Below are 21,307 nucleotides of genomic sequence, written 5' to 3' on the forward strand. Positions count from 1 at the left end.
GGAATGAAACACCTGATGTTTAAAATGAGTGTTTCAATTCAAAAAAAGACACGCTCCTTCAATTGGAGTCGTGTCTTTTTTGCTGTTATTTTTTCTCATTGATAGACAATGTTCCTGCTGCCTTTTGTCGAGTGATATTTCCGTATTCATCTCTTGCAATGACTTCAATGACTGCTCCCCTTGCCTTTGCGGTGGATGTAGCAGTCCAGTAGCCTTCATATACTCCCTTGCTTACTTCACGAAGTGGCAACTCTGTTGTGTTTTGAAGCATGGCTCTCGCATTTGTGAGGGGCATATGAATCACAAAGGTTGCATCTAGTTTTTCACTACTCTTAAATGATATTTTGACAGATTCGCCTGATGATAGATGAACATCCGTTGTAGGCGTTAAGTCAGAAATGATAGGTGCATCATATTGAACGTCAATGACGACTTTTTTTGCTGTTTTGTTTCCTGCCTCATCTTTTGCTATGACATGTACCGTATTCTGACCATGATCGAGTAAGATTCTTGCAGCGTACATGCCATCTTTCACTGTTGCTTTCTTTCCATTCACTGTGACTTTATCTAGATGATCATCATTTACTTTACCTTCCACAGTGATCGATTCTCTGTTAAGCTTCTCTCCTTTTTTCGGTGTATCAATGGTTAAGGTCGGTGCCGTTTGATCCACGATCACTTTAACAGCGTTTGATCGCTTCGTTGAACCTTTATCAGTCACTGTCGCTGCGGTGAAAACATGTTCTCCACTTGACACCTTTATGCTTTCTTTGAATAGACCGGACTGATCTGCTTTCACCCTAGCCACTTCTTGATCGTTTTGAAAGATGGCTACATCAAGATGAGGTGAAGCCGTCCCTTCAATTTCTACTTCTCCTCGATTTGTCACCATGTCTGGATGCGGAGAAGTGATCTTTGGCACATCTGCTTCATATTGAACAACAGCACGAATCATATAATTTCCCTCTTCTTTTGGAGAAGGAGAAAAACCACCGCTCGTGAGTTGCCAGCTTCTTGATGCATTTGGGCCATCCTCATCTGTTGCAAGCCCTGGAGATGCTGTATTCTTCTTCGTTTGAATGTACACAAGATAGAAATCGCCATCCACAGTAATCGCTTGATCTTCTAAATCAACCTTCGTCCATTCCCCATCACGCAGTGCATGTGCCTTATTAGGTCCAGCGATTTTCTTGCCCGGGGCTCCGTCTTTTCCAGACGCATCATACACCTCAACCGCAAATTCATTACCGCCAGGTGCCGGCCATTCAGATGTCCAAAAGCGGAAAAGGCCCCCAGTGACTTGCGCTTGTTTTTGACCTTTTTCTAATGAGAATTTCACTGCCCATCCATTCCCTGGATCATAGAAAACACGCGCATTTTCAGCTGTCCCGTCATCATAGCCAATTTCCCCAGCAAACCCAACAAAAGGATCGAGCTTCACCGTTTGTTCAAATGGTTTTGCTGTGATATCTGCCGTAAACGAAAAACCTTTAAACCCTTTTGCAAATACTTTGACTGTATAGACTCCACTAGGTGCGGTGAGGGAGAATTCACCCGAATCATTCGTTTTCACTAGCTCAATGTTGGCATCTTCTACAAGATATACCGTCGCATTCTTCACCTTTTTACCTGTTGCTTCATTCACCACAACACCCGATATCGTTCGTTTCTCCAGTGGCTTAAGCGAGAAATTCGCTTCTGTTTTTTCATTTGATGAAATATTGACTGTTTGGGTGCGCGATTCAAAACCATATGCTTCTGCTTTTACTGTAAATTTCCCTGCACCATGGGCAAGACTGTACCTTCCCGTCGTTTCATCGGCATACACCGATTTACCCGTTTCAACCACACTAATTTGTGCCTTCATGGGCAGTGATTGAACCTTAGATTTTAAATGCACCATTTTAGTTGGATTGGCACGTACCGAACCGCCTGATGGCTCTGCGTCCTTTCCTTCTTGCGTCACCTGTCCTTCAATGATTCCCGTTCCGTCCATCAATGCCGTGATCGCTTCCTTTGCATCCACGAGTCCTGCACCGTATCCGTTATTAGGCGATTCAGGGAATTGCTGATCTGTCAGGGGCTTCGCTGTCTCAACTAAAATTCGTTCGATTTGATCTACTGAAATATCTGATTGTACTTGGCGAAGAAGAGCTGCAACGGCTGACACATGTGGCCCTGCCATTGATGTCCCATTCCACCCACCTTCATATTTTTTCCCTGGAATAGAAGAACGAATTTGAACACCTGGTGCTGCAATATCCGGTTTCATCACTCCATATGGAGACGGTCCTTGTAGAGAGAATGAACCTAATTTGTTGTCCTGATCTGTTGCACCAGTCGCAAAGGCTTCTTGATAATTTGCTGGATTCGCAATTGAGCCTTCTCCTCCTGGATTAAATATATCGGTATTACCTGCTGAAAACTCTGGGAAAATATCCGCCGCTCTCCATGCATTCACAACATCTTTATACCAATCATCAAGACCAGGCCCACCACCCCAAGAATTATTTACGACGTCTGGTGCCTTTTCTGGATGCGGATTCCCTTCCTTATCCTTTGGCGCTAAAATCCATTCACCTGCATCTAACAGGTCTGCATCTGATGCACCATCTTCAGAGAAAGCTTTCACTGCAATCCATTTCGCTCCTGGTGCCACCCCAATTTGATTCTTGCCATCAGGATCTGAACCAACCATCGTACCTGTGACATGCGTTCCATGCTCTAAATCATCATATGGTGACGTAGACCCTGTCGTTGCATCATACCAATTAAATTCATGAGTAGGGTCATTGGGACGGCTCGGATCATAACCACGGTATTTTTCTTTTAAAGCTGGATGATCCCATTCCACACCCGTATCAATACTCGCTACGACAGTACCTGTTCCGTCATAGCCTAGTGCCCACGCTTCTGGAGCATGAATTTGCGAAAGATTCCACTCAATGCCATCTACTGCTTTGATTTGTTTTTTCTGTTCCGACTGCTTTACATTAACAGGACGGTGGATGTGACGTGTTTCATTTGGGAGAACTTGTGCTACTTCTGAAAAAGAAGCCACTTTCTCCATGACGTCTTTCGTCGCAGTCACTGCTAAAGCGTTTACAATATAATATGAATGAATATCATCCACTTGTTTTGTCTCTTTTTGTTTTTGTAAATACGTCAACAGGGCTTGTTGCGTTTCTTCCGACGTTGCTCTTAGCTCAGAGACAATAGCAGATCTCTTTGTGTACTGCATCTTAGCCGCTGATAGTTTCATCTTTTTTGCTTTTGACACAGCCTCTTTCGCTACTTTTTGAGTGTTAATCTGCTCTTTCATTTTCACTAGAAAAGTAACCTTGTCATCTTCTTTAAATTGTGTCCTGACCTTTGCTGATACCTTTTCTTTCGTTTTGTTCGAGGTCATGACCTCTTCATGATAAGAAGTAGAAGTCGGTGTTGATGTTGCTTGAACTGTGTCAAAGCTTGTCAACGTCAATGTACCCATCACCAGAACGCTCATAAAACGATAAGCAGCGGTTTTACGAAACTTCAATTTCAATAAAATCCCTCCCCCTTCATCGTCAAACAAATAAAAAACCCATCCCTCCTATTCCATTTGTGCACATGACAAGATTCATGATGTTCTATTTAATGTAGTAAAATAACATTTATCATTTTGTCGTTTTTTGTAAAGGGGGTCAAAAATGAGCATTATGACTCAATCTACACAAGTAAATATACTTAGGTAGATGAGGTAAACGTCTATAGTTTAAGACTTTCATATTAGATAGTGAACGTGAAAAAATCCCCTTTCAATGAAAGGGGATTTCTCATGTTCACTTATCGTTTATTGCGATTTCGTAAAAATGTCGGGATGTCCAACATATCCTCGCTCGATTGTGTTGTTTGTCTTGGTTGAGAAGATTGTGGCTGTTCTTCGCGTTTCACTTCACGCTTATGAGGAACAGATTGGTTCTGTTTTAAACCTTGTCCTAATGGATTTCTTTGTGGTTTTGTCACTTCTGGCTCTTGCTCAATAAATCCAGTTGCAATGACTGTTACCAAAATTTCATCCTTCAGGTTATCGTTAATAACAGATCCGAAAATCATGTTCACTTCTTCATCAGATGCAGAGGCAACAATATCAGCCGCTTCTTGCACTTCATATAGACTGAGGTTCGTACCGCCTGTAATGTTCATGATGACACCTTGTGCGCCGTCGATTGCTGTTTCAAGAAGTGGTGAAGAAATCGCTTTTTTCGCCGCTTCAGCCGCACGGTTTTCACCTGTTGCAACACCAATACCCATCAAGGCTGAACCTTTATTTGACATGATCGTTTTCACATCAGCAAAGTCAAGGTTAATCAAACCTGGTGTAGCAATTAAATCAGAAATTCCTTGCACACCTTGTCTTAACACATTATCCGCCGCGCGGAATGCTTCAAGCATTGGTGTGTTTTTGTCAACAATTTCAAGTAATCGATCGTTTGGAATCACAATCAGTGTATCGACTGCTTCTTTCATAGAAGCAATCCCTTCAACCGCTTGAACTTGACGTTTTCTTCCTTCAAAAGTAAAAGGACGAGTCACAACACCTACTGTCAGTGCTCCAGAATCTTTTGCGATCTTTGCAATAACAGGTGCCGCTCCAGTTCCAGTTCCGCCGCCCATACCAGCCGTAACAAAGACCATGTCAGCGCCTTTAATCACTTCTTCGATTTGTTCCTTACTTTCTTCAGCTGCTTTTTTACCGACCTCTGGATTTGCTCCTGCTCCAAGTCCTCTTGTGAGCTTTGCACCAATTTGCATTTTTGTTTCTGCTTTTGATAGATTTAATGCTTGGGCATCTGTATTTACTGCAATAAAGTCAACACCCTGTACATCATTTTCGATCATTCGGTTGACAGCGTTATTTCCGCCTCCACCTACTCCGATTACTTTAATTGATGCTAGGCCGTCTATATTTGTTTCAAACTCCAACATGCTGAATCCTCCTAATCCGTCGAAAATCTAATTCTATTCCCAGAACATATTAAATAGTTTTTTCATTTTGCCAGGCTTCTTATTTGTCTCTTGTTGTGCTTTTTGTTTCACTTTTGGCCTTGGCTGTGCTTCCTTCACTTGTGGTGTAGAAGGAACCGGCTCCATGGACGCGCCTATTTCATGAAAAGCCTCATCCGGCATTTGGAATCCTACCTGTCTGCCCTGAATCTTTGCATTACGATAAGCAAAATGGATCAGACCGACTCCCGTCATATATTGAGGCTCTCTTACCCCGATATAATTAGGACTTGCCATCCTTACATTGTTTTGTAGGACTGTTTGTGCAAGTGAAAGAATACCTGGTATGGCAGCTTGTCCACCAGTTAAAACAAATCCCCCAGGTACATCATGGACCCCCATGTTTCTTAATTCTTCTGCAACAAACAACAGAATTTCTTCCAAGCGCGCCTCGATAATATTTGCAGCTTCAAGTTGAGTATACGTCTGTTTCTGATCAGTCCCGATGACAGACACTTCAAACGTTTCTTCAGGAGACGCCTCATCATAAAACGCATGACCAAACTGCTTTTTGATTCGTTCAGCTTCTTCTGTGGAAGTTCTCAATCCTATAGACAAATCTTTTGTGATGTTCTCTCCGCCCAAAGGGATACTGTGAGTAGAATAGAGATGCCCGTTTTCAAATACGGAAATAGTTGTAGATCCCCCGCCAATATCGACAAGAGCTACGCCTAGATTTTTTTCATCTTTTGATAACGCTGCCGAGCCAGATGCGAGTGGTTGCAAGCATATATCCATGATTTCAATCCCAGCTCGCTCTACACATCTAAGCCAATTATGTAGAATTGTTTTAGAACCTGTAATTAAAGATCCATCCACCTCTAACCGAACACCTAGCATTTTTTTCGGATCTGTGATCTCATCTCTCCCGTCGACAATAAATTGTCTTGGAATCACGTCTACTACGAGATGTTCTTGAGGGATAGATACTACCTGTGCAGCATCTAAAACGCGCCTCACATCTTCAGCATGTATTTCTTTATTTTCACTAGACACTGCGACCACGCCGCTCGTATTCTGAATATGAATGTGGTTTCCGTTAATTCCGACAATGGCTTTTCGTAAAGGGAAACCTACCATTCTCTCAGCCTGTTCAAATGCTTGTCTAATAGAATGAACCGTCTCATCTATATCAACAATCGATCCTTTTTTTAACCCTTCTGAAGGGACATTTCCAACACCTATAATGTTAAGCGAATCATCCGCCATTTCTCCGACGATGACTTTTATATTGGATGTACCGATGTCAAGGCTGACGTAAATTTCATTGTTGTTCATTCTATGGCACCTCCTCACATATCAATACTTTCTATTCTATTATTTGCTGAACAACAATACAATGAATGTGTTTTTACAAGTGTGTAACAAAACTTAACATATCAACGTTTTTTATTAGGATTATTGAAAATATTCGTTACATCATATGTATATCCTTTTTTATGACACACTTTTTTTCTTTTTTTCTCTAGAAATTGTCCATTTTGTTAGTAAAATTCTTCGAATCACTGCGATGTTTTGAAATAGTCTAACTCCGAATGCAAACATTCCGACTAAATACAAGTCTACACCAAGATGGACACCTAGAAAAGCTAAACTTATAGCGAGTATAATATTAAAGAAAAAGCCTGACACAAACACTAGTTCATCGTATGCCCCTTGTAGATGTGCTCTTATTCCACCAATCAGTGTATCAAGTGCAGCAAGGACAGCTAGGGAAAGATAATTAGAATACTCATTCGGTATCGTAAAATTAGTTAAAAAACCGATTGCAACTCCTATAATTAAACCAAGGACAGGAAGCCACATTAAGATTTTCCCTCCTTTACATCGTCAAGAGGCTTCATTTCGTTTAATTGAATCGTGCCATCATGTGCTTTTAAATGAATTTTTTCCTTAGGTTGGCTAATATCTAACTTGAAATTTTCCAGCGCAAACAAATCACTAATATCTGAAGCAGTTAGTCGGCTGTATAATTTCTCTGGTTGCTGGCCAATCATCTTAATATTCACTGTCTCACCATCTAAGCTGTAGCCATCCATTCTTGTTGTCCCGTTAATATCTCTTATCACACTTGTATTAATCACACGCTGATCATTAATAGAAATATGTTTCGCCCCATACATATTGGCTTCATTTATCAGCTTTTTTAAAAGGTCAGGCGGAATATTTTTCACTTCTTCTCCCGTCAAATCTTGTGAAAAAAGCTGGGTGATCTTTACTTCAATTCCTTCCCCTGTCACCTCTGTAAAACCAGCTTTCTCTTTTAAATCCTTTAACGTCTTCGTTAATTGCGCTTCTTTGGAATTGTCTTCCTGATCACCGTACTTTTTTAGCATCTCATCGTATTTCTCAATTTCTCTCAGTAAATCTAGTTCTTTACTTTTAGATGCAGATAAATCCTCTCTTAATTCCCAAACATCCCGTGTATCACGGATTTCAGGCTGCTGTAATGAGTTAAATTGAATCGAGACCATCACGCCAAAAATGAGCATTAACCCTGTCAAACTAAGTAAAGGTTTCTTTTTCCTCAACACCACTCACCTTTTCACTTTTAATCTTTGTTTCTTAAAAGAGGATTCATTTGTATATCCTTTTTTTCGATATTGATTGAAATGTGGTCACTCGTCAATTGATCAACTACTCCACCTGCAATATTTAACGCAGGCATTAACACATCAGGATCACCGATAGCCGAAATGACAAACGGCGCGGGATGTTGAACACCATCAACTGTAACAACTGGGCCATTACAATGAATGTAAGATTGATGTGTAATCCTTTGTCCATTAATTGATATTGCAGATGCACCTGATATAAATAGTTCGTTTATCACATGAAAAATATGACTCTCATGAACAATGTAATTATTGACATTTTGTCCACTCGGGATATAAGATGCATCTTCAAGAGATACTTTAACTCCTTTTCCCTTTACCCCAATTTCTCCTGTAAACATTCGGTATTTCTCAACATCTTCCAAAACATTGAAATACTGCTCTTTTTCATTTTTTAAATTGAGCTCTGTCGCTTGGACTTTTGATTGAAGGCTATATAGTTCTTTTTCGAGTTTCTGATTCTCCTTTTCTTGCTGTGTCAACTGACTTTTCAATGAGTATTCTTTTTTCCATTGTTCTGTTCGATTGACATCCGCCTGATGCTGCTTTGTATATTGATATGAAAAAGAAATCAGAAACCCAAGAACAAGCATCACAATTGAGAAAATAACTGTTTTGCCTCTCAACGTTCATCTTCCTTTTTTTTAGATTTGAAAGCCTCAAAATACGTGGCTACTTCCATGTGAATCATCCCTTTTTCAGAAGGGGAAAGTTCTTTTACAATGGCTGGATAGGTTTTCATTTTATCTGCGAACGTTTTGATAGATGCAATCACCGTGTTCCCATCATTCATGTAAAATTTAACGAGCCACTGATTTGAGCTTGTTGGCGCATAATAGACTTCAGAAATGAGCTCCTGAATGGAAGCTGGCAGCTGATGAAGAGACTTGACGGCTTGCTTTAATTTCTCTTTGTTGTCCCAATCAACAAAAATAGGCCCTGTATGACTTGGCGTTACTTCATCAGGTAAAACGGTACCATTCTCAAGAAGCTCATAGTAAAAACTTCCCTTTTGAAGATACGCGATATTTGCATATTCCTTCACATCAATATGAACCTTATTTGGTAATTGTTTTTTGATCGTCACATCTTTAATCAATTTATTTTGTTTCAAGTAGTTTGCTGTTACGTCTTTATTTAAATTCCAAAACTCAGTTTCGCCTTCTTTAATTTGGGAGAGCTGAACAAGCTGCTTTGTTGATACATGCTCGTTACCTGTAATGGTTAAAGAAGAGATTTTACTAAGGGGTGTTTGCAAATAAATGATGATTAACACCATGATAAAAAACAGCAAAATAAAAGAGATTAGTCTTCGATTGGCTTTTTGCTTCCGTTGTTCTTTAATTTTAGGAATTCGCTCTTCTATATTGACGATCTTTTCATTTTCATGATCAGGTCGCATTTGTTCTCTTCACCTCATTCAAAGCTGCTTGTCCACACCTTTGGGTCATTACTGATCTCATGTTGAGTAGAAAACAAACGGCATGAAACAATGCCGTTTGTCCTCCCGCGATGCCATCATTCACAAATTTATTGTGGTTCGTTTGGTTCGCCGATAATCTCAACTTCTGTATGCATATCGACATGATAGTCTTCTTTAATTTTCTTTTGGATGTACTGAATTAAGTCCAGCACATCTTGTGCCTTTGCCCCACCAGCATTGACAATAAAGTTTCCATGCATATCAGAAATTCTTGCGCCACCAATCTGATATCCTTTTAAATTCGCTTTTTCTACAAGCTGTCCTGCATATTCAGGCAGTGGATTTCTAAAAATACTGCCGGCACAAGGTCGGTTATATGGTTGTGTGTCCTTGCGATAATCTTTATTTTGTTGCATTTTTTGTGTGATTTTCTCACGGTCATCCTGCTTTAGTTGAAAAACTGCTTCAAGGACCACACCCGGACGTTCCTTTTGAAGTACTGACGTTCGGTAGCTAAATTTCATTTGTTCATTTGTTAACCACTCAATGCTTCCGTCTTCAAATAAGATTCGAGCTTTTATAAGAATTTGACTAATATCAGATCCGTGTGCTCCTGCATTCATATAAACTGCACCACCGATAGACCCTGGAATACCAGCCGCGAATTCTAACCCTGAAAGACCTTGCTTACTGAGTGACGTTGCAAGTCGTACGACAGAATATCCGCCACCAACTGTAATTTCCTCATCATTTATCTCTAAGTGATCAAGCCCAGCACCTAACTTCAGCACTACACCACGAATTCCTTTATCAAGCACAAGTAAATTAGACCCTCGCCCAATTACTGTCCAGTTGACTTGATACTTTTTCACCTTATCCATAATCTGTTTTACTGCATCAACATCTTTTGGAATGATCAACAAATCCGCCGGTCCGCCGATCTTCATTGTTGTATGATTTGCGAGTGGTTCGTTTTCAAGTACTTTACCAACCTGCGCTTCTAATAATTCGTTCTTCAAATTCTCCATATTACCCTCCGCCTTACCTAATATCATTCAATCATGTTGTTGTGATTTCTTTTAATACATTATATAAACGATTCGCCGCATCTGGCACACCAAGTTCTTTCGTTAATCGGCTCATTTCATTTAGTTTCACTTCGTTACCAGCCACTTCATCAATCGCATGTAATAATCGCTCTCCAGAAAGCTCTGATTCTCTTAAAACAATTGCAGCCTCATGCTTCTCAAGTGATCTTGCATTCACCTCTTGGTGATTTGCCGTTACATAAGGACTTGGAATAAATATCGTAGGAATACCCAGTGCTGTGACTTCAGCGATTGTTGTCGCTCCTGCTCTTGCAACAATCACATCAATGGATTTAAGGTATTCTGGCATTTGATGCAAGAAAGGTTTTGTGATCATATTCGGAGCGCAACCTTTTTCATTTAACTCGGCCATTACTTTCTCATAATGAACCTCACCTGTAATATATAAAAGTTGATAGTCCTTTGTCTTTAATTCATCTTGCATATCAATGACCGCTCTATTAATTGGAGCAGCACCTCTGCTCCCACCAAAAATAAGAACCGTTTTCTTCGTTTCATCAAGTCCAAATTCTTTGAGAGATTTGCCCTCTTGAATAGAGACGACTTCAGAGGCCCTTGGGTTTCCCGTAAAAACAACTTTTTTCTCAGGAAAATGTGCCTTTGCTTCTTCAAAACAAATCGCCACTTTATTTACATATCGTGCTAAAAATTTATTTGTTATGCCTGGCAGACTATTTTGTTCATGAACAATTGTCGGGATATTCAGCTTAGATGCCGCATATACAACAGGACCACATACATAGCCACCCGTGCCAATCACAGCGTCCGGCTTAAATTCTTTTAAGTAAGATTTACTTTTTTGTACACCCTTTAGAAATCTCATAATCGTTTTCACGTTCTCAAACGACAGCTTTCTCTTAAACCCTGTAATTTCTATCGACTTGAAAGGGATATTTTCTCTTTCTACTATTTTCTTTTCAAGTCCATTTTCAGTACCAATATATAAAAATTCTACATCTGGATGCAGTTTTTTGACTTCTTTTATAAAAGCAAGCGCTGGATAGATATGTCCGCCTGTTCCGCCTCCACTAATTACTATACGCATTATACCATTTCCCCTCAATTTTTTTCTGCTTTCAACAAAGTATAAACCCTGTTTTACACAACAGGGCTCCGTTAAAACCTGTAAAGAAGAGTCAAAATTTAGCATTCCGAAACAGAAACAGTCATTTTCACTCTTCATTTCACTTTTTTATGCTTTTGCAAAATAACAGTCGGCATGGTTTCATTGACTACCAAGTCATCAATATCTAGCATACCTGCTAACATTTAGGAGCACACCGATGGCCATCAGCATTAATGTCAGAGATGACCCTCCATAACTTAATAATGGGAGCGTGATACCTGTTACAGGGATAAGACCAGTGACAACTGCGATATTAATCATCACTTGAATGGCAACCATTGAAATGATACCAACTGCTAAAAAGCTGCCATATAAATCAGGTGCACCAAGCGCAATCCGTATACCCCTCCATAACAAAATACTGAAGAGTAACAAGATGAGGGTTCCACCTATAAAACCAAGTTCCTCCGACAATATGGCAAAAATGAAATCCGTTTGGGGCTCAGGCAAATAGAAGAATTTTTGTCTACTTTGGCCTAACCCCATTCCGAACAGACCACCAGGGCCAACAGCGTATAAAGATTGGATAATTTGAAATCCACTACCAAGCGGATCTTCCCAAGGATTTAAATAAGAAGTAATCCGTTTTATTCTATAGGGTGCTGATAAGACTAGTGCAGCAAACCCACTAAGCCCTAAAAGGCCAAGAAATATAAAATGGGCAATTCTCGCACCTGAAACAAATATCATGATAATACACGTTCCAACCATGACTGTTCCTGTTCCTAAGTCCGGCTGGAGCATAATGATTGCAAATGCAGAAAACACGATGCCTAAAGCGGGAGCAAAACCTTTACGGAAAGAGGTAATATTTTTTTGTTTTTCAGATAAGAATTTTGCAAGAAACGCAATCATCGCAAGCTTCATAAATTCAGAGGGCTGGATACTAAACGCTCCAACACCAATCCAGCTTCTCGATCCATTTCTCTCCATACCGATCCCTGGTATTAGCACGAGCAGAAGCAGAAGAAAACAAATAGCAATCAATATTTTTGACCACGTCCGCCACGTCCAGTAATCGACTCGCATGATGAAAAACATTGCGATCACGCCGACGCCGGCAAATAAAAGTTGTCTTTTCGCAAAATAAAACGAATCATCAAATTTATACGATGCCCACACAGCACTTGCGCTGTACACCATAATTAACCCAATCGTCAATAACACTAATGTAATGACAACAAGCAAAAAATCCGGAGAAGTTTTCTTATTCGTCAAGAGACCGACACCCCAAGCATAATTTCATTTGGGCTGTCAGTCATATGAGAGACAAGCCCTTACTTAAGCATATGCACGGCGTTTACAAACATGTCTCCACGTTCTTCAAATGTTTTATGTTGATCCCAACTTGCACAAGCTGGAGACAATAAAATCACGTCTTCTTCTTCCGATATGCGAAACGCCGCTGGTACTGCTTGTTCAACATTATCGACATGTTTGACGTGATGTATTCCCAGCTCTTCCCCAAGCTTGACAAACTTAGGTGCAGTTTCACCAAATGTGATAATCCCTTTCACATTGTTCATATAGGGTTGAAGTTCATCAAATTCATTGCCTCGATCTAGTCCACCCGCTAGTAATATGGTTGGTTGGTTGAATGCTGACAATGCTTTACTTGTTGCGAGTATATTCGTTGCTTTACTATCGTTATAGAATTTTCTATTTTTGATCGTATCTACAAATTGCAAACGATGTTTCACACCACCAAATGTTGTAAGCACATGTTTGATTGCTTCGTTTGAACAGCCTGCATTTTTCACCACACAAATGGCTGCCAAAATATTTTCCAAGTTATGCACACCAGGGAGAACAACATCCTTTAAGTCAATGATAGATTCATCACCGTAGTAAATAGTGGCATCTTTTATAAAAGCACCATGTTCTACAGGTTTTTCAACAGAGAAAAACACCTTGTTTGCTTTTATTCCTTCCGCTAGCCTTACAACAGATGGATCATCTAAGTTAATAATCGCTATGTCATCCTCGTGTTGATGTGCAAAAACTTTTTGTTTAGCTTTTTCATATTCTTCGCGAGTATGATGATAGTCTAAATGTGCGTCAAAAATATTTAATATCAAACTGATTTTAGGTCTAAATTGCACTGTCCCCATTAGCTGAAATGAAGATAGTTCTGTCACAATCCATTCATCGCCCGCAGACTTTGCAGCAACTTCGCTGGCAACCGTTCCAATATTACCTGCAACCAACGTTTTTTGATTGTCTTTCTTCAGCATTTCATAAATCAAAGTAGTCGTTGTTGTTTTTCCATTTGATCCAGTAATTCCGATAAAAGGAGATGAAGTTAAATGATAGGCTAATTCGATTTCAGTCCATACTGGAATTTGTCGGCGCAACGCCTCTTGAACCATCACATTCTCATATGGGATTCCAGGGTTTTTAATCAATATCGTAATGTTCTTCTCATCAAAAATAGGAAGAGGATGACTGCCACAAATGACATCAATCCCCTTTTCAGATAGTAGCTGTGCAGGTTCATTTTCTTCAAACGGTTTTTGGTCATTGACCGTCACGTTCACTCCATGTTCATGAAGAATTGAGGCTGCCGCATATCCACTTTTTGCAAGGCCTAGTACAAGTATATGTTCGTTTCTTAGCATTTGGATCTTATTCAATTATAACCACACCTCAATGTAAATTCCTAAAACAGCAAGTAATAAACCAGCTGTCCAGAAGGTGACAACAACTCTCCACTCAGACCATCCAACTAACTCATAGTGATGGTGAAGCGGACTCATTTTAAAGATTCGCTTGCCAGTTGTTTTGAAGGAGATGACTTGTAAGATCACAGACAACGTTTCAACAACGAATACTCCTCCAATGATAACTAGCAATATTTCAAGCTTTGTTAAAATGGCAATTGCGACAATAGCGCCACCTAGAGCAAGTGACCCTGTATCTCCCATAAATACTTTTGCAGGATGTGCATTAAAGACTAGGAAGCCAAGGACAGCTCCAGCGACCGCGACTGAGAAGATCGCCACATCGTATTGAGATTGGTTCCAAGCTAGAATAGCAAATGCACCAAATGCGATGGCAGCTGTTCCAGACAGAAGACCATCTAGTCCATCTGTTAAGTTCACTGCGTTTGAGCCACCGACTAGCATGAAGACGACTAGGATAAAGTAAGCCCATCCTAAATCAAAACTTATGTCCGTTCCTGGAATACGAATGGTCGTAGCAAACTGATAATAGTGGAAGACTGCATAAAAAATCACAGCTATTACAATTTGACCGATCAATTTTTGTTTTGATGTTAATCCAAGATTTCGTTTCATCGCTACTTTTATATAATCATCTAAAAATCCTAATAAGCCATAGCCCAGTGTGACAAATAAAAGTAAAAACATCTCTGGACTAATTTCAGAGAATTTGTTGATCATCACAATCGTTGTAATCGTAATTGAAAAGATAATCATAATCCCACCCATTGTCGGGGTGCCTGATTTCTTTTGGTGTGATTGTGGACCTTCTGCTCTAATACTTTGACCAAATTTAAGTCTTCTTAAAAACGGTATAAAAATCGGGGATAAAAGAACACTGATTAAAAATCCCATTATGATTGTAAACAATATCACCTGTTCAAGCATCGTTCTTTACTCCTTCCGAATTTCCACAGCCGTTTTCCATCAGAAAATAGCATTCATTGTTATCATATTCATTCATGTCTTTCATATGTTGTTTTTGCATAAAAAGCTTCATTTCATTACACTCTTTTCATCATTTTAAGATTTGTTTTGATTTAAAATCGCGTCCACTGCAACTTTTGCATCGTCAAAGTCATACACTTGATCACCAATGATTTGGTACGTCTCATGACCTTTTCCTGCAATTAATACTGTGTCGCCTTTTTTCGCATTGGCAATCGCAAAAAAGATGGCTTGTTTGCGATTTACAAAGCTATGATAATATGCTTCTGGCACTCCATTTTCCATGTCTTTCAAAATAGAGCTTGGATCTTCACTTCTTGGGTTATCTGATGTAAATACAGGCTCATCTGCATATTTCACAGCGATTTGGGCCATTTGTGGACGCTTTGTTTTATCACGATCTCCACCGCAGCCGATCACACAGAAAATTTTTCCTTCTGTTAATTCTCTACACGTTGTGAGTACATTTTCTAAGCTATCAGGTGTATGTGCATAATCAATGATGACTGGGAATTCTTGATCGCAGTTCACAAGTTCAAATCTCCCTTTTACACCCTCCAACTCTTCAATCGCACTGACGATTGTATCGAACGTTAAACCGGAGACAATCCCTACGGATACAGCAGCCAAAATGTTGTACACATTGAATTTCCCAATAAAAGAAACTATCACTTTTTTGGTACCAATAGGTGTAATCAAATCAAATTGTGTGCCTTTCGGTTTGATCTGAATATTCTTTGCCATGACATCAGCTTCCTGCTCCAGTCCATAGGTCATCGTTTCAGCAGCTGTCACTTTTTCAAAATAACTAGATGCTTCATCATCTGCATTTAAAATGGCATGCTTCGGTTTATCGTGATGAAAAGCACTTCCAAGTTGGGAGAATAGCAAACTTTTTGCGTGTTTGTATTCTTCCATTGTGTTGTGATAGTCGAGATGATCTTGCGTCAGATTTGTAAATACCGCGACATCATAATCACACCCATGAACCCGGCCAATATGCAGTGCATGTGATGATACTTCCATGATGGCTGTATCCACATCTTCATCAAGCATTTGTCTAAATGTTTTTTGCAGCGTGATACTTTCAGGCGTTGTGTTTTTCACTTCGAGAATTTCATCATTCACCTTCATATACATGGTGCCGATTAAACCTGTTTTCTTATCTGCTTTTCTCATCATTTGCTCAATCATGTGAGTTGTCGAGGTTTTACCGTTTGTTCCAGTGATTCCTATTAGGTTAAGCTGATGAGTCGGCTGTCCGTAAAATGCATCAGCCATTCTTGCAAGTGCTCTTTGAGAGTGTTTTACAATAATGACAGGCACTTCTGTTATATCAAGAGGGTGTTCTGCGACAATGGCAGCAGCTCCGCTATCCACAGCTTTCATCGCATAATCATGTCCGTCTACCGTATACCCTTTTATGCAGACAAAAAGACTCCCTTTTTTCACCTCTCTTGAATCCATTTCAATAGAAGTGATCTCGGGATTTTCGTTTATCAATTGTTTGTTTTCACTTTTAAAGTATGTAAGGAGTTCTTGTAGTTTCATTTCTTATCAAACCTCTCAAATTCGTTCACGTGCGTGCCTTGTGAAAAAAACACACAGTCTATATTTTATCGTAAAAAAAAGGATACATCCAGCGTATTCATTAAGTTTCTCTTGGAAAAAACACACTTTAAGCTCTTTTTTTTAAACAGGTCCTGTTTTTCAATAAAAAGAGGCAGCCGAATGAGTCTGGCTACCCTCTGTCCATTCTTTATTATTCATCATTTAAGTATAATCTGATGGTTGAGCCTTCTTTCACTTTCGTTCCAGCAGCAGGTGATTGTTTGACAACTTTACTGCCTTTTCCAGAGGCGTCAATCTTCAGATTAATGAGCAGTGATTCTAAGTCTGAAACAGATCCCCCTACAAGGTTCGGCACCTCAATGGTTTTTGTGTCCAGCCATTGGTATTTCTTTTCGATTTGGCCTTTTCTTTTTTTCACGCCCATCTCTGGGAGACTATCTCTCATGATGTGGCCGACAATAGGTGCTGCTACGGTTCCCCCGAATTGAATGGTGCCTTTTGGGTTATCAACGGCCACATATACCACAATGCTTGGATCATCCGCAGGCGCAAAGCCGATAAACGACACAATGTGGTTATTTTCCATATACTTTCCGTCCTTCACCTTTTGTGCTGTTCCTGTTTTGCCGCCTACCCGATATCCTTCAACAAATGCATTTCTCCCTGTTCCTTGAGCGACGACACTCTCCAGTGCATATCTGATTTGTTTTGACGTTTCAGCTGAAATCACTTTTTTCTTGGCAATGGGGGATTGTTTTTTTACGACCTCTTTTGTGATGGGGTCTATCCATTCTTTTGCGATATAAGGCGTATAAAGCGTTCCTCCGTTTACTGCAGCAGCCACCGCTGATACTTGTTGAATTGGTGTCACCGATACACCTTGACCGAAGGCGGTTGTGGCTTGCTCTACTGGTCCTACACGATCAAGTGGGAACAGAATACCTCTTCCTTCTCCTTGAAGGTCGATGCCTGTTTTTTGCCCAAACCCGAATTGTTTGATGTAAGAAAAGAGCTTCTCTTTTCCAAGCCGGTCCCCTAATTCTACGAAGCCTGGGTTACACGAGTTTTGAACGACTTCTAAAAACGACTGAGAGCCATGCCCTCCTTTTTTCCAGCACCTTAATCTTGCGCCATCTACCGTCACAGATCCGCTGTCAAAGAATTTGTCTCGTTGTAAATTTACTTTATTTTCTTCTAACGCCGCTGCCAGTGTAATGATTTTAAACGTAGACCCTGGCTCATACGTACTCCAGACCGGTAAATTTCGATTAAATACTTTCGGATCAACCGATTGATAGTCAGCAGGATCAAAATCTGGGCGACTCGACATGCCAAGCACTTCGCCATTTTTCGGGTTCATGGCAATGGCAATCATACCGTCCGGATTATATTTCGCCTGTGCATTGTCTAGTTCTCTTTCAATGATGGTTTGTACTTTTGCATCAACTGTTAATTTCATATCAAGTCCATCTTTAGGTGGAGTATAGTCGTCTGCTTCATCCGGCATTTTTTGTCCTTTTGCATCGGAGTAGAATTTGACAGATCCTTTCTCGCCTTTTAAATCATCATCATAATAGGCTTCTAATCCAAGTAAACCTTGATTATCAATCCCCGCAAAGCCTAACACATGGGACAAATAGCTTCCAAATGGATAATGCCTAATGCTGTCTTCTGCCACATAAACCCCTTCTAAATCAAGCTCTCTTACTTCTTTTGCTTTTTCATGCGATATTTTTCTCCCTTCTGGAGAAATCCGCTCAATCGATGTTTTCTTTGTGATATGCTTGTACGCTTTTTCTTCAGACATATTCAAGACCGCCGCCAGTTTCTTGCTTGTCTCTGCCGGATCTTTAATTTGCCGTGGTACGACCAAGATAGACGGAGCACTTTTATTCGTTGCAAGCTCCACCCCATTCCGGTCTAATATATCTCCTCGTTCCGGTTCAAATGGGAGGTTTCGACTCCATGAATCTTTCGCTAGGCTTGTCAACTTGTCACCCATAATAAACTGCACATATCCTAATCTCGTATCTATGATGAAAAAAATGATCACCCCAACCAATAGAACGAAAAGCAATCGTTTTCTCACTGTTACACTTGACACTCGCACGCCCGTTCACTCCTTACATATGGCTTGTTCTCATCATATGCAGACCCGAACTTTTGTAGAACGAGCGGAATGCGACATTCCATCAAACAAAAAACCTAGCAAATGATTTGCTAGGTTCAACGTTAACTTGGGCTTTTGAACGTCACCGTGATGACTTTATCGGAAATCTTCGCCCCGCTTTTGACACTTTGTTTCACAGCATAGCCTTGTCCTTTTGTTTCAATACGCGCACCAGATATCGATGCGAATTGCAAGACTTCTCTTCTAGACCAGCCTTTCATATCAGGCATTTTGATCGTTTTTCCTGCTGTTTTCAGAAACACTTTCTGGTTTTCAGAGAAATCAGATCCCGCATTTGGCCACTGACGTTTAACGGAAAGCCCGTCGCCAATGACGATAGGGTTCAGCTTTTTGTTTCTTGCTTCAGCTTCTGCCTGTTTCACTTCTAAATCGAGGAGTGAGGGCATTGCTTCTTGCTTCACCTTTTGTTTATCTGATTTTTTATCATCTGTTTTGGTTGGTGCAATATTTAAATATAACAAACTGTTTTTCATGACTGGATTAAAAATTTGTGAAACTGGTGCAGAACCTGTTTCTGTTTCAGACAACTGGGGCTGCTGGACAGCAACATATACAAGCAGCTTCGGATCATCTTTTGGCGCCATGCCCATAAATGAAAAGACGTAGTTGTTTCTTCCTTGAAGATAACCGCCGGCACCACCAATTTGTCCTGTTCCTGTTTTTCCAGCAACGTCAAAGCCTTTGATTTGGTACGGCTGACCTGTTCCAATTTTCGAAGAAACGACCTCACCTAAAATATCGCGCACTTCTTTTGCTGTATCTGCTGAGATCGGTTTTCCAGCCACTGTTGGTTCGTGCTGGAGGATTGTTTTGTTTGTACTTGGATCCGTAATACGATCAATGACATATGGCTTCATCATTGAGCCACCATTTGCTATCGCTGTGGCCGCTTGGATTTGCTGAATTGGTGTAACCGCAGATGCTTGACCATAAGCAGTTGAAGCCTTGTCATACTCATACCTGTAATTGATTTTGCTGGACGCTTCGTTCGGCAAATCAATCCCTGTCTTATCGTAAAAATTGAACTTTTTCAAGTATTGTTCATATCGGTTAAAACCTAGTTTTTCCTTTGCTAGCTTTGCAAAGACGACGTTAGAAGAACGGAGAACGCCTTCATGATAATCTATTTTACCCCAACCATTTCCGCCATTATGGTCTCTCACTAGACCCCCGCCAACTTTATACGTACCAGACTGGAATTTTTCACTCTTCCCTTGGTACACTCCTTCTTCAATGGCAGCAGCGAGCGTAAAGATTTTCATTGTGGAACCCGGTTCAAACGCATACGATATGACATCATTGTTATAGTTCGTAATGTCAAGTTCATTTAAGTTAAAGCTTGGACGTTGTCCCATCGCAAGAACTTTTCCCGTTTTTGGGTCAACAACTGTCGCAATGATTTTCTTCGGTTTATATTTATTCGCAACCTGTGTCATGCTTTCTTCAAGAAAGGCCTGAATTTTTTGATCGATTGTGAGGGTGACATTGTTTCCATTCTTCGGTGCAACGATGTCTTCTTTACTGTTTGGCAAAGCCCATCCGCTCTTGTCACTATTAAACGTCACATAACCGTCTTTTTCTTTTAAATATTTATTGAGTGTTTTTTCAAGACCCATTGCACCTGTCATATCTTTCGTGGCTTCATCTAGCCTCGCATAACCAATGAGGTTTGACGCAAACATGCCGTTTGGGTAGTATCGTTTCGTGTCTTTTTCAAAGGCGATGCCTGGAAGCTCTAGCTTCTCAATTTTTTCTTTTGTTGAATAGCTAATGTCTTTTCCAGCCTTGCCGAATTCGACCTGAAAGGCATCCTTTGTATTGAGCCGCCTTAAAATTTCACTTTCGCTCATATCAATTACTTTTGACAACTCTTTTGCTGTCTTCTCTTTATCCACTACATGCATCGGCTTTTTTGGATCGACTGTCATTTTGTCACTCATGATAGCAATGAGCTTATAAACAGATGTATCCTCTGCAATGACATTGCCATTTCGGTCTAAAATGGACCCTCTTTTTGCTTCAAGATTCTTCTTTGATTGATATTGTTCATTCGCTTTGACTGCTAGAACTTGTCCATCAACCGTTCCCGTAATCTGGATGTACATAAAACGCACAAGGATGATAAAGAAAAACAGGGCGAAGCAAATACTCGCTATTGCCGCGCCTCTGTTCATCATTTTATTCTTTTTAGGCATCATCATACTAATCGACCTTCTTAACATCTTTCGATATGTTTAGGCCTGCTTTTTTCGCAGTGTTAATTATTCTTTCAGGTTCACTCAGTAAATCTTTTTCCTTTTGTAATTCTGTGATCTTTTTCGATTCTAAAGAAACTTGCTGTTCTAATTTCTGCACTTCAATATTGGCATGATAAACAGCAAAGGCTTTAGAAATGATGAGAATTGAGCTGCACATAAGAGCCATGACAAACATGACAAGTAAGATTTTCTCACCTAGTGTAATTGAACCTCTTCTTATAATCACAACAGATTGACCTTGTTGCGCTGTTTGATATTGCTTTACTTCTCTTTGGTAAGCCAAATTACTCATAAGAAAC

The 21,307-nt window shown here is 40.1% G+C and carries 16 protein-coding genes; all 16 read right to left on the reverse strand.

Annotated elements, in window-relative coordinates:
* Window positions 1-85: 85 nt before the first annotated feature.
* Window positions 86-3,544 carry a S8 family serine peptidase gene (locus AB1K80_RS01810; RefSeq protein ID WP_412854915.1) on the reverse strand — a complete coding sequence of 1,153 codons (3,459 nt, stop codon included), beginning with the start codon at window positions 3,542-3,544 and terminating at the stop codon, window positions 86-88.
* 281 nt (window positions 3,545-3,825) lie between these two features.
* On the reverse strand, window positions 3,826-4,968 hold the full coding sequence (gene ftsZ / locus AB1K80_RS01815) for a cell division protein FtsZ (RefSeq protein WP_412854916.1): 1,143 nt from the start codon (window positions 4,966-4,968) through the stop codon (window positions 3,826-3,828).
* A gap of 33 nt (window positions 4,969-5,001) precedes the next feature.
* Complete coding sequence (ftsA, locus tag AB1K80_RS01820) at window positions 5,002-6,324, reverse strand: cell division protein FtsA (RefSeq protein ID WP_412854917.1); 1,323 nt, start codon at window positions 6,322-6,324, stop codon at window positions 5,002-5,004.
* Between the two features lie 159 nt (window positions 6,325-6,483).
* Window positions 6,484-6,852, reverse strand: a complete 369-nt coding sequence (locus AB1K80_RS01825; RefSeq protein WP_410684656.1) for a small basic family protein — start codon at window positions 6,850-6,852, stop codon at window positions 6,484-6,486.
* Window positions 6,852-7,577: a DUF881 domain-containing protein gene (locus AB1K80_RS01830; RefSeq protein WP_412854918.1), complete on the reverse strand. Its 726-nt coding sequence runs from the start codon at window positions 7,575-7,577 to the stop codon at window positions 6,852-6,854. Before AB1K80_RS01830 ends, AB1K80_RS01825 begins: the two co-directional genes overlap by 1 nt.
* Window positions 7,578-7,597: 20 nt before the next feature.
* Window positions 7,598-8,287 (reverse strand): DUF881 domain-containing protein, encoded by a 690-nt coding sequence (locus AB1K80_RS01835; RefSeq protein ID WP_412854919.1) that lies wholly within the window; start codon window positions 8,285-8,287, stop codon window positions 7,598-7,600.
* On the reverse strand, window positions 8,284-9,063 hold the full coding sequence (locus AB1K80_RS01840; RefSeq protein WP_412854920.1) for a cell division protein FtsQ/DivIB: 780 nt from the start codon (window positions 9,061-9,063) through the stop codon (window positions 8,284-8,286). Before AB1K80_RS01840 ends, AB1K80_RS01835 begins: the two co-directional genes overlap by 4 nt.
* 128 nt (window positions 9,064-9,191) lie before the next feature.
* Complete coding sequence (gene murB, locus AB1K80_RS01845; protein WP_412854921.1) at window positions 9,192-10,112, reverse strand: UDP-N-acetylmuramate dehydrogenase; 921 nt, start codon at window positions 10,110-10,112, stop codon at window positions 9,192-9,194.
* A gap of 31 nt (window positions 10,113-10,143) precedes the next feature.
* The gene (murG, locus tag AB1K80_RS01850; protein WP_412854922.1) at window positions 10,144-11,238 is read right to left on the reverse strand and encodes an undecaprenyldiphospho-muramoylpentapeptide beta-N-acetylglucosaminyltransferase; all 1,095 of its coding nucleotides are present in this window, start codon (window positions 11,236-11,238) and stop codon (window positions 10,144-10,146) included.
* A 198-nt stretch (window positions 11,239-11,436) separates the two neighbouring features.
* A complete protein-coding gene (gene spoVE, locus AB1K80_RS01855) occupies window positions 11,437-12,537 on the reverse strand; it encodes a stage V sporulation protein E (RefSeq protein WP_412854923.1) in 1,101 nt (366 codons plus the stop codon).
* Window positions 12,538-12,596: 59 nt separating this feature from the next.
* On the reverse strand, window positions 12,597-13,937 hold the full coding sequence (murD, locus tag AB1K80_RS01860) for a UDP-N-acetylmuramoyl-L-alanine--D-glutamate ligase (RefSeq protein WP_412855145.1): 1,341 nt from the start codon (window positions 13,935-13,937) through the stop codon (window positions 12,597-12,599).
* A gap of 15 nt (window positions 13,938-13,952) precedes the next feature.
* On the reverse strand, window positions 13,953-14,927 hold the full coding sequence (gene mraY, locus AB1K80_RS01865) for a phospho-N-acetylmuramoyl-pentapeptide-transferase (protein WP_412854924.1): 975 nt from the start codon (window positions 14,925-14,927) through the stop codon (window positions 13,953-13,955).
* A 135-nt stretch (window positions 14,928-15,062) separates the two neighbouring features.
* Window positions 15,063-16,538 (reverse strand): UDP-N-acetylmuramoyl-L-alanyl-D-glutamate--2,6-diaminopimelate ligase, encoded by a 1,476-nt coding sequence (locus tag AB1K80_RS01870; RefSeq protein ID WP_412854925.1) that lies wholly within the window; start codon window positions 16,536-16,538, stop codon window positions 15,063-15,065.
* A 211-nt stretch (window positions 16,539-16,749) separates the two neighbouring features.
* Window positions 16,750-18,669 (reverse strand): stage V sporulation protein D, encoded by a 1,920-nt coding sequence (locus AB1K80_RS01875; protein ID WP_412854926.1) that lies wholly within the window; start codon window positions 18,667-18,669, stop codon window positions 16,750-16,752.
* A gap of 122 nt (window positions 18,670-18,791) precedes the next feature.
* Entirely contained in the window at window positions 18,792-20,945 is a 2,154-nt protein-coding gene (locus tag AB1K80_RS01880) for a penicillin-binding protein (RefSeq protein ID WP_412855146.1), read from the reverse strand.
* 7 nt (window positions 20,946-20,952) lie between these two features.
* Entirely contained in the window at window positions 20,953-21,300 is a 348-nt protein-coding gene (gene ftsL, locus AB1K80_RS01885) for a cell division protein FtsL (RefSeq protein WP_412854927.1), read from the reverse strand.
* Between the last annotated feature and the right edge of the window lie 7 nt (window positions 21,301-21,307).

Source organism: Bacillus sp. 179-C3.3 HS (assembly GCF_047229225.1).
In the GTDB taxonomy this organism is placed as follows: Bacteria; Bacillota; Bacilli; order Bacillales; family Bacillaceae; genus Bacillus.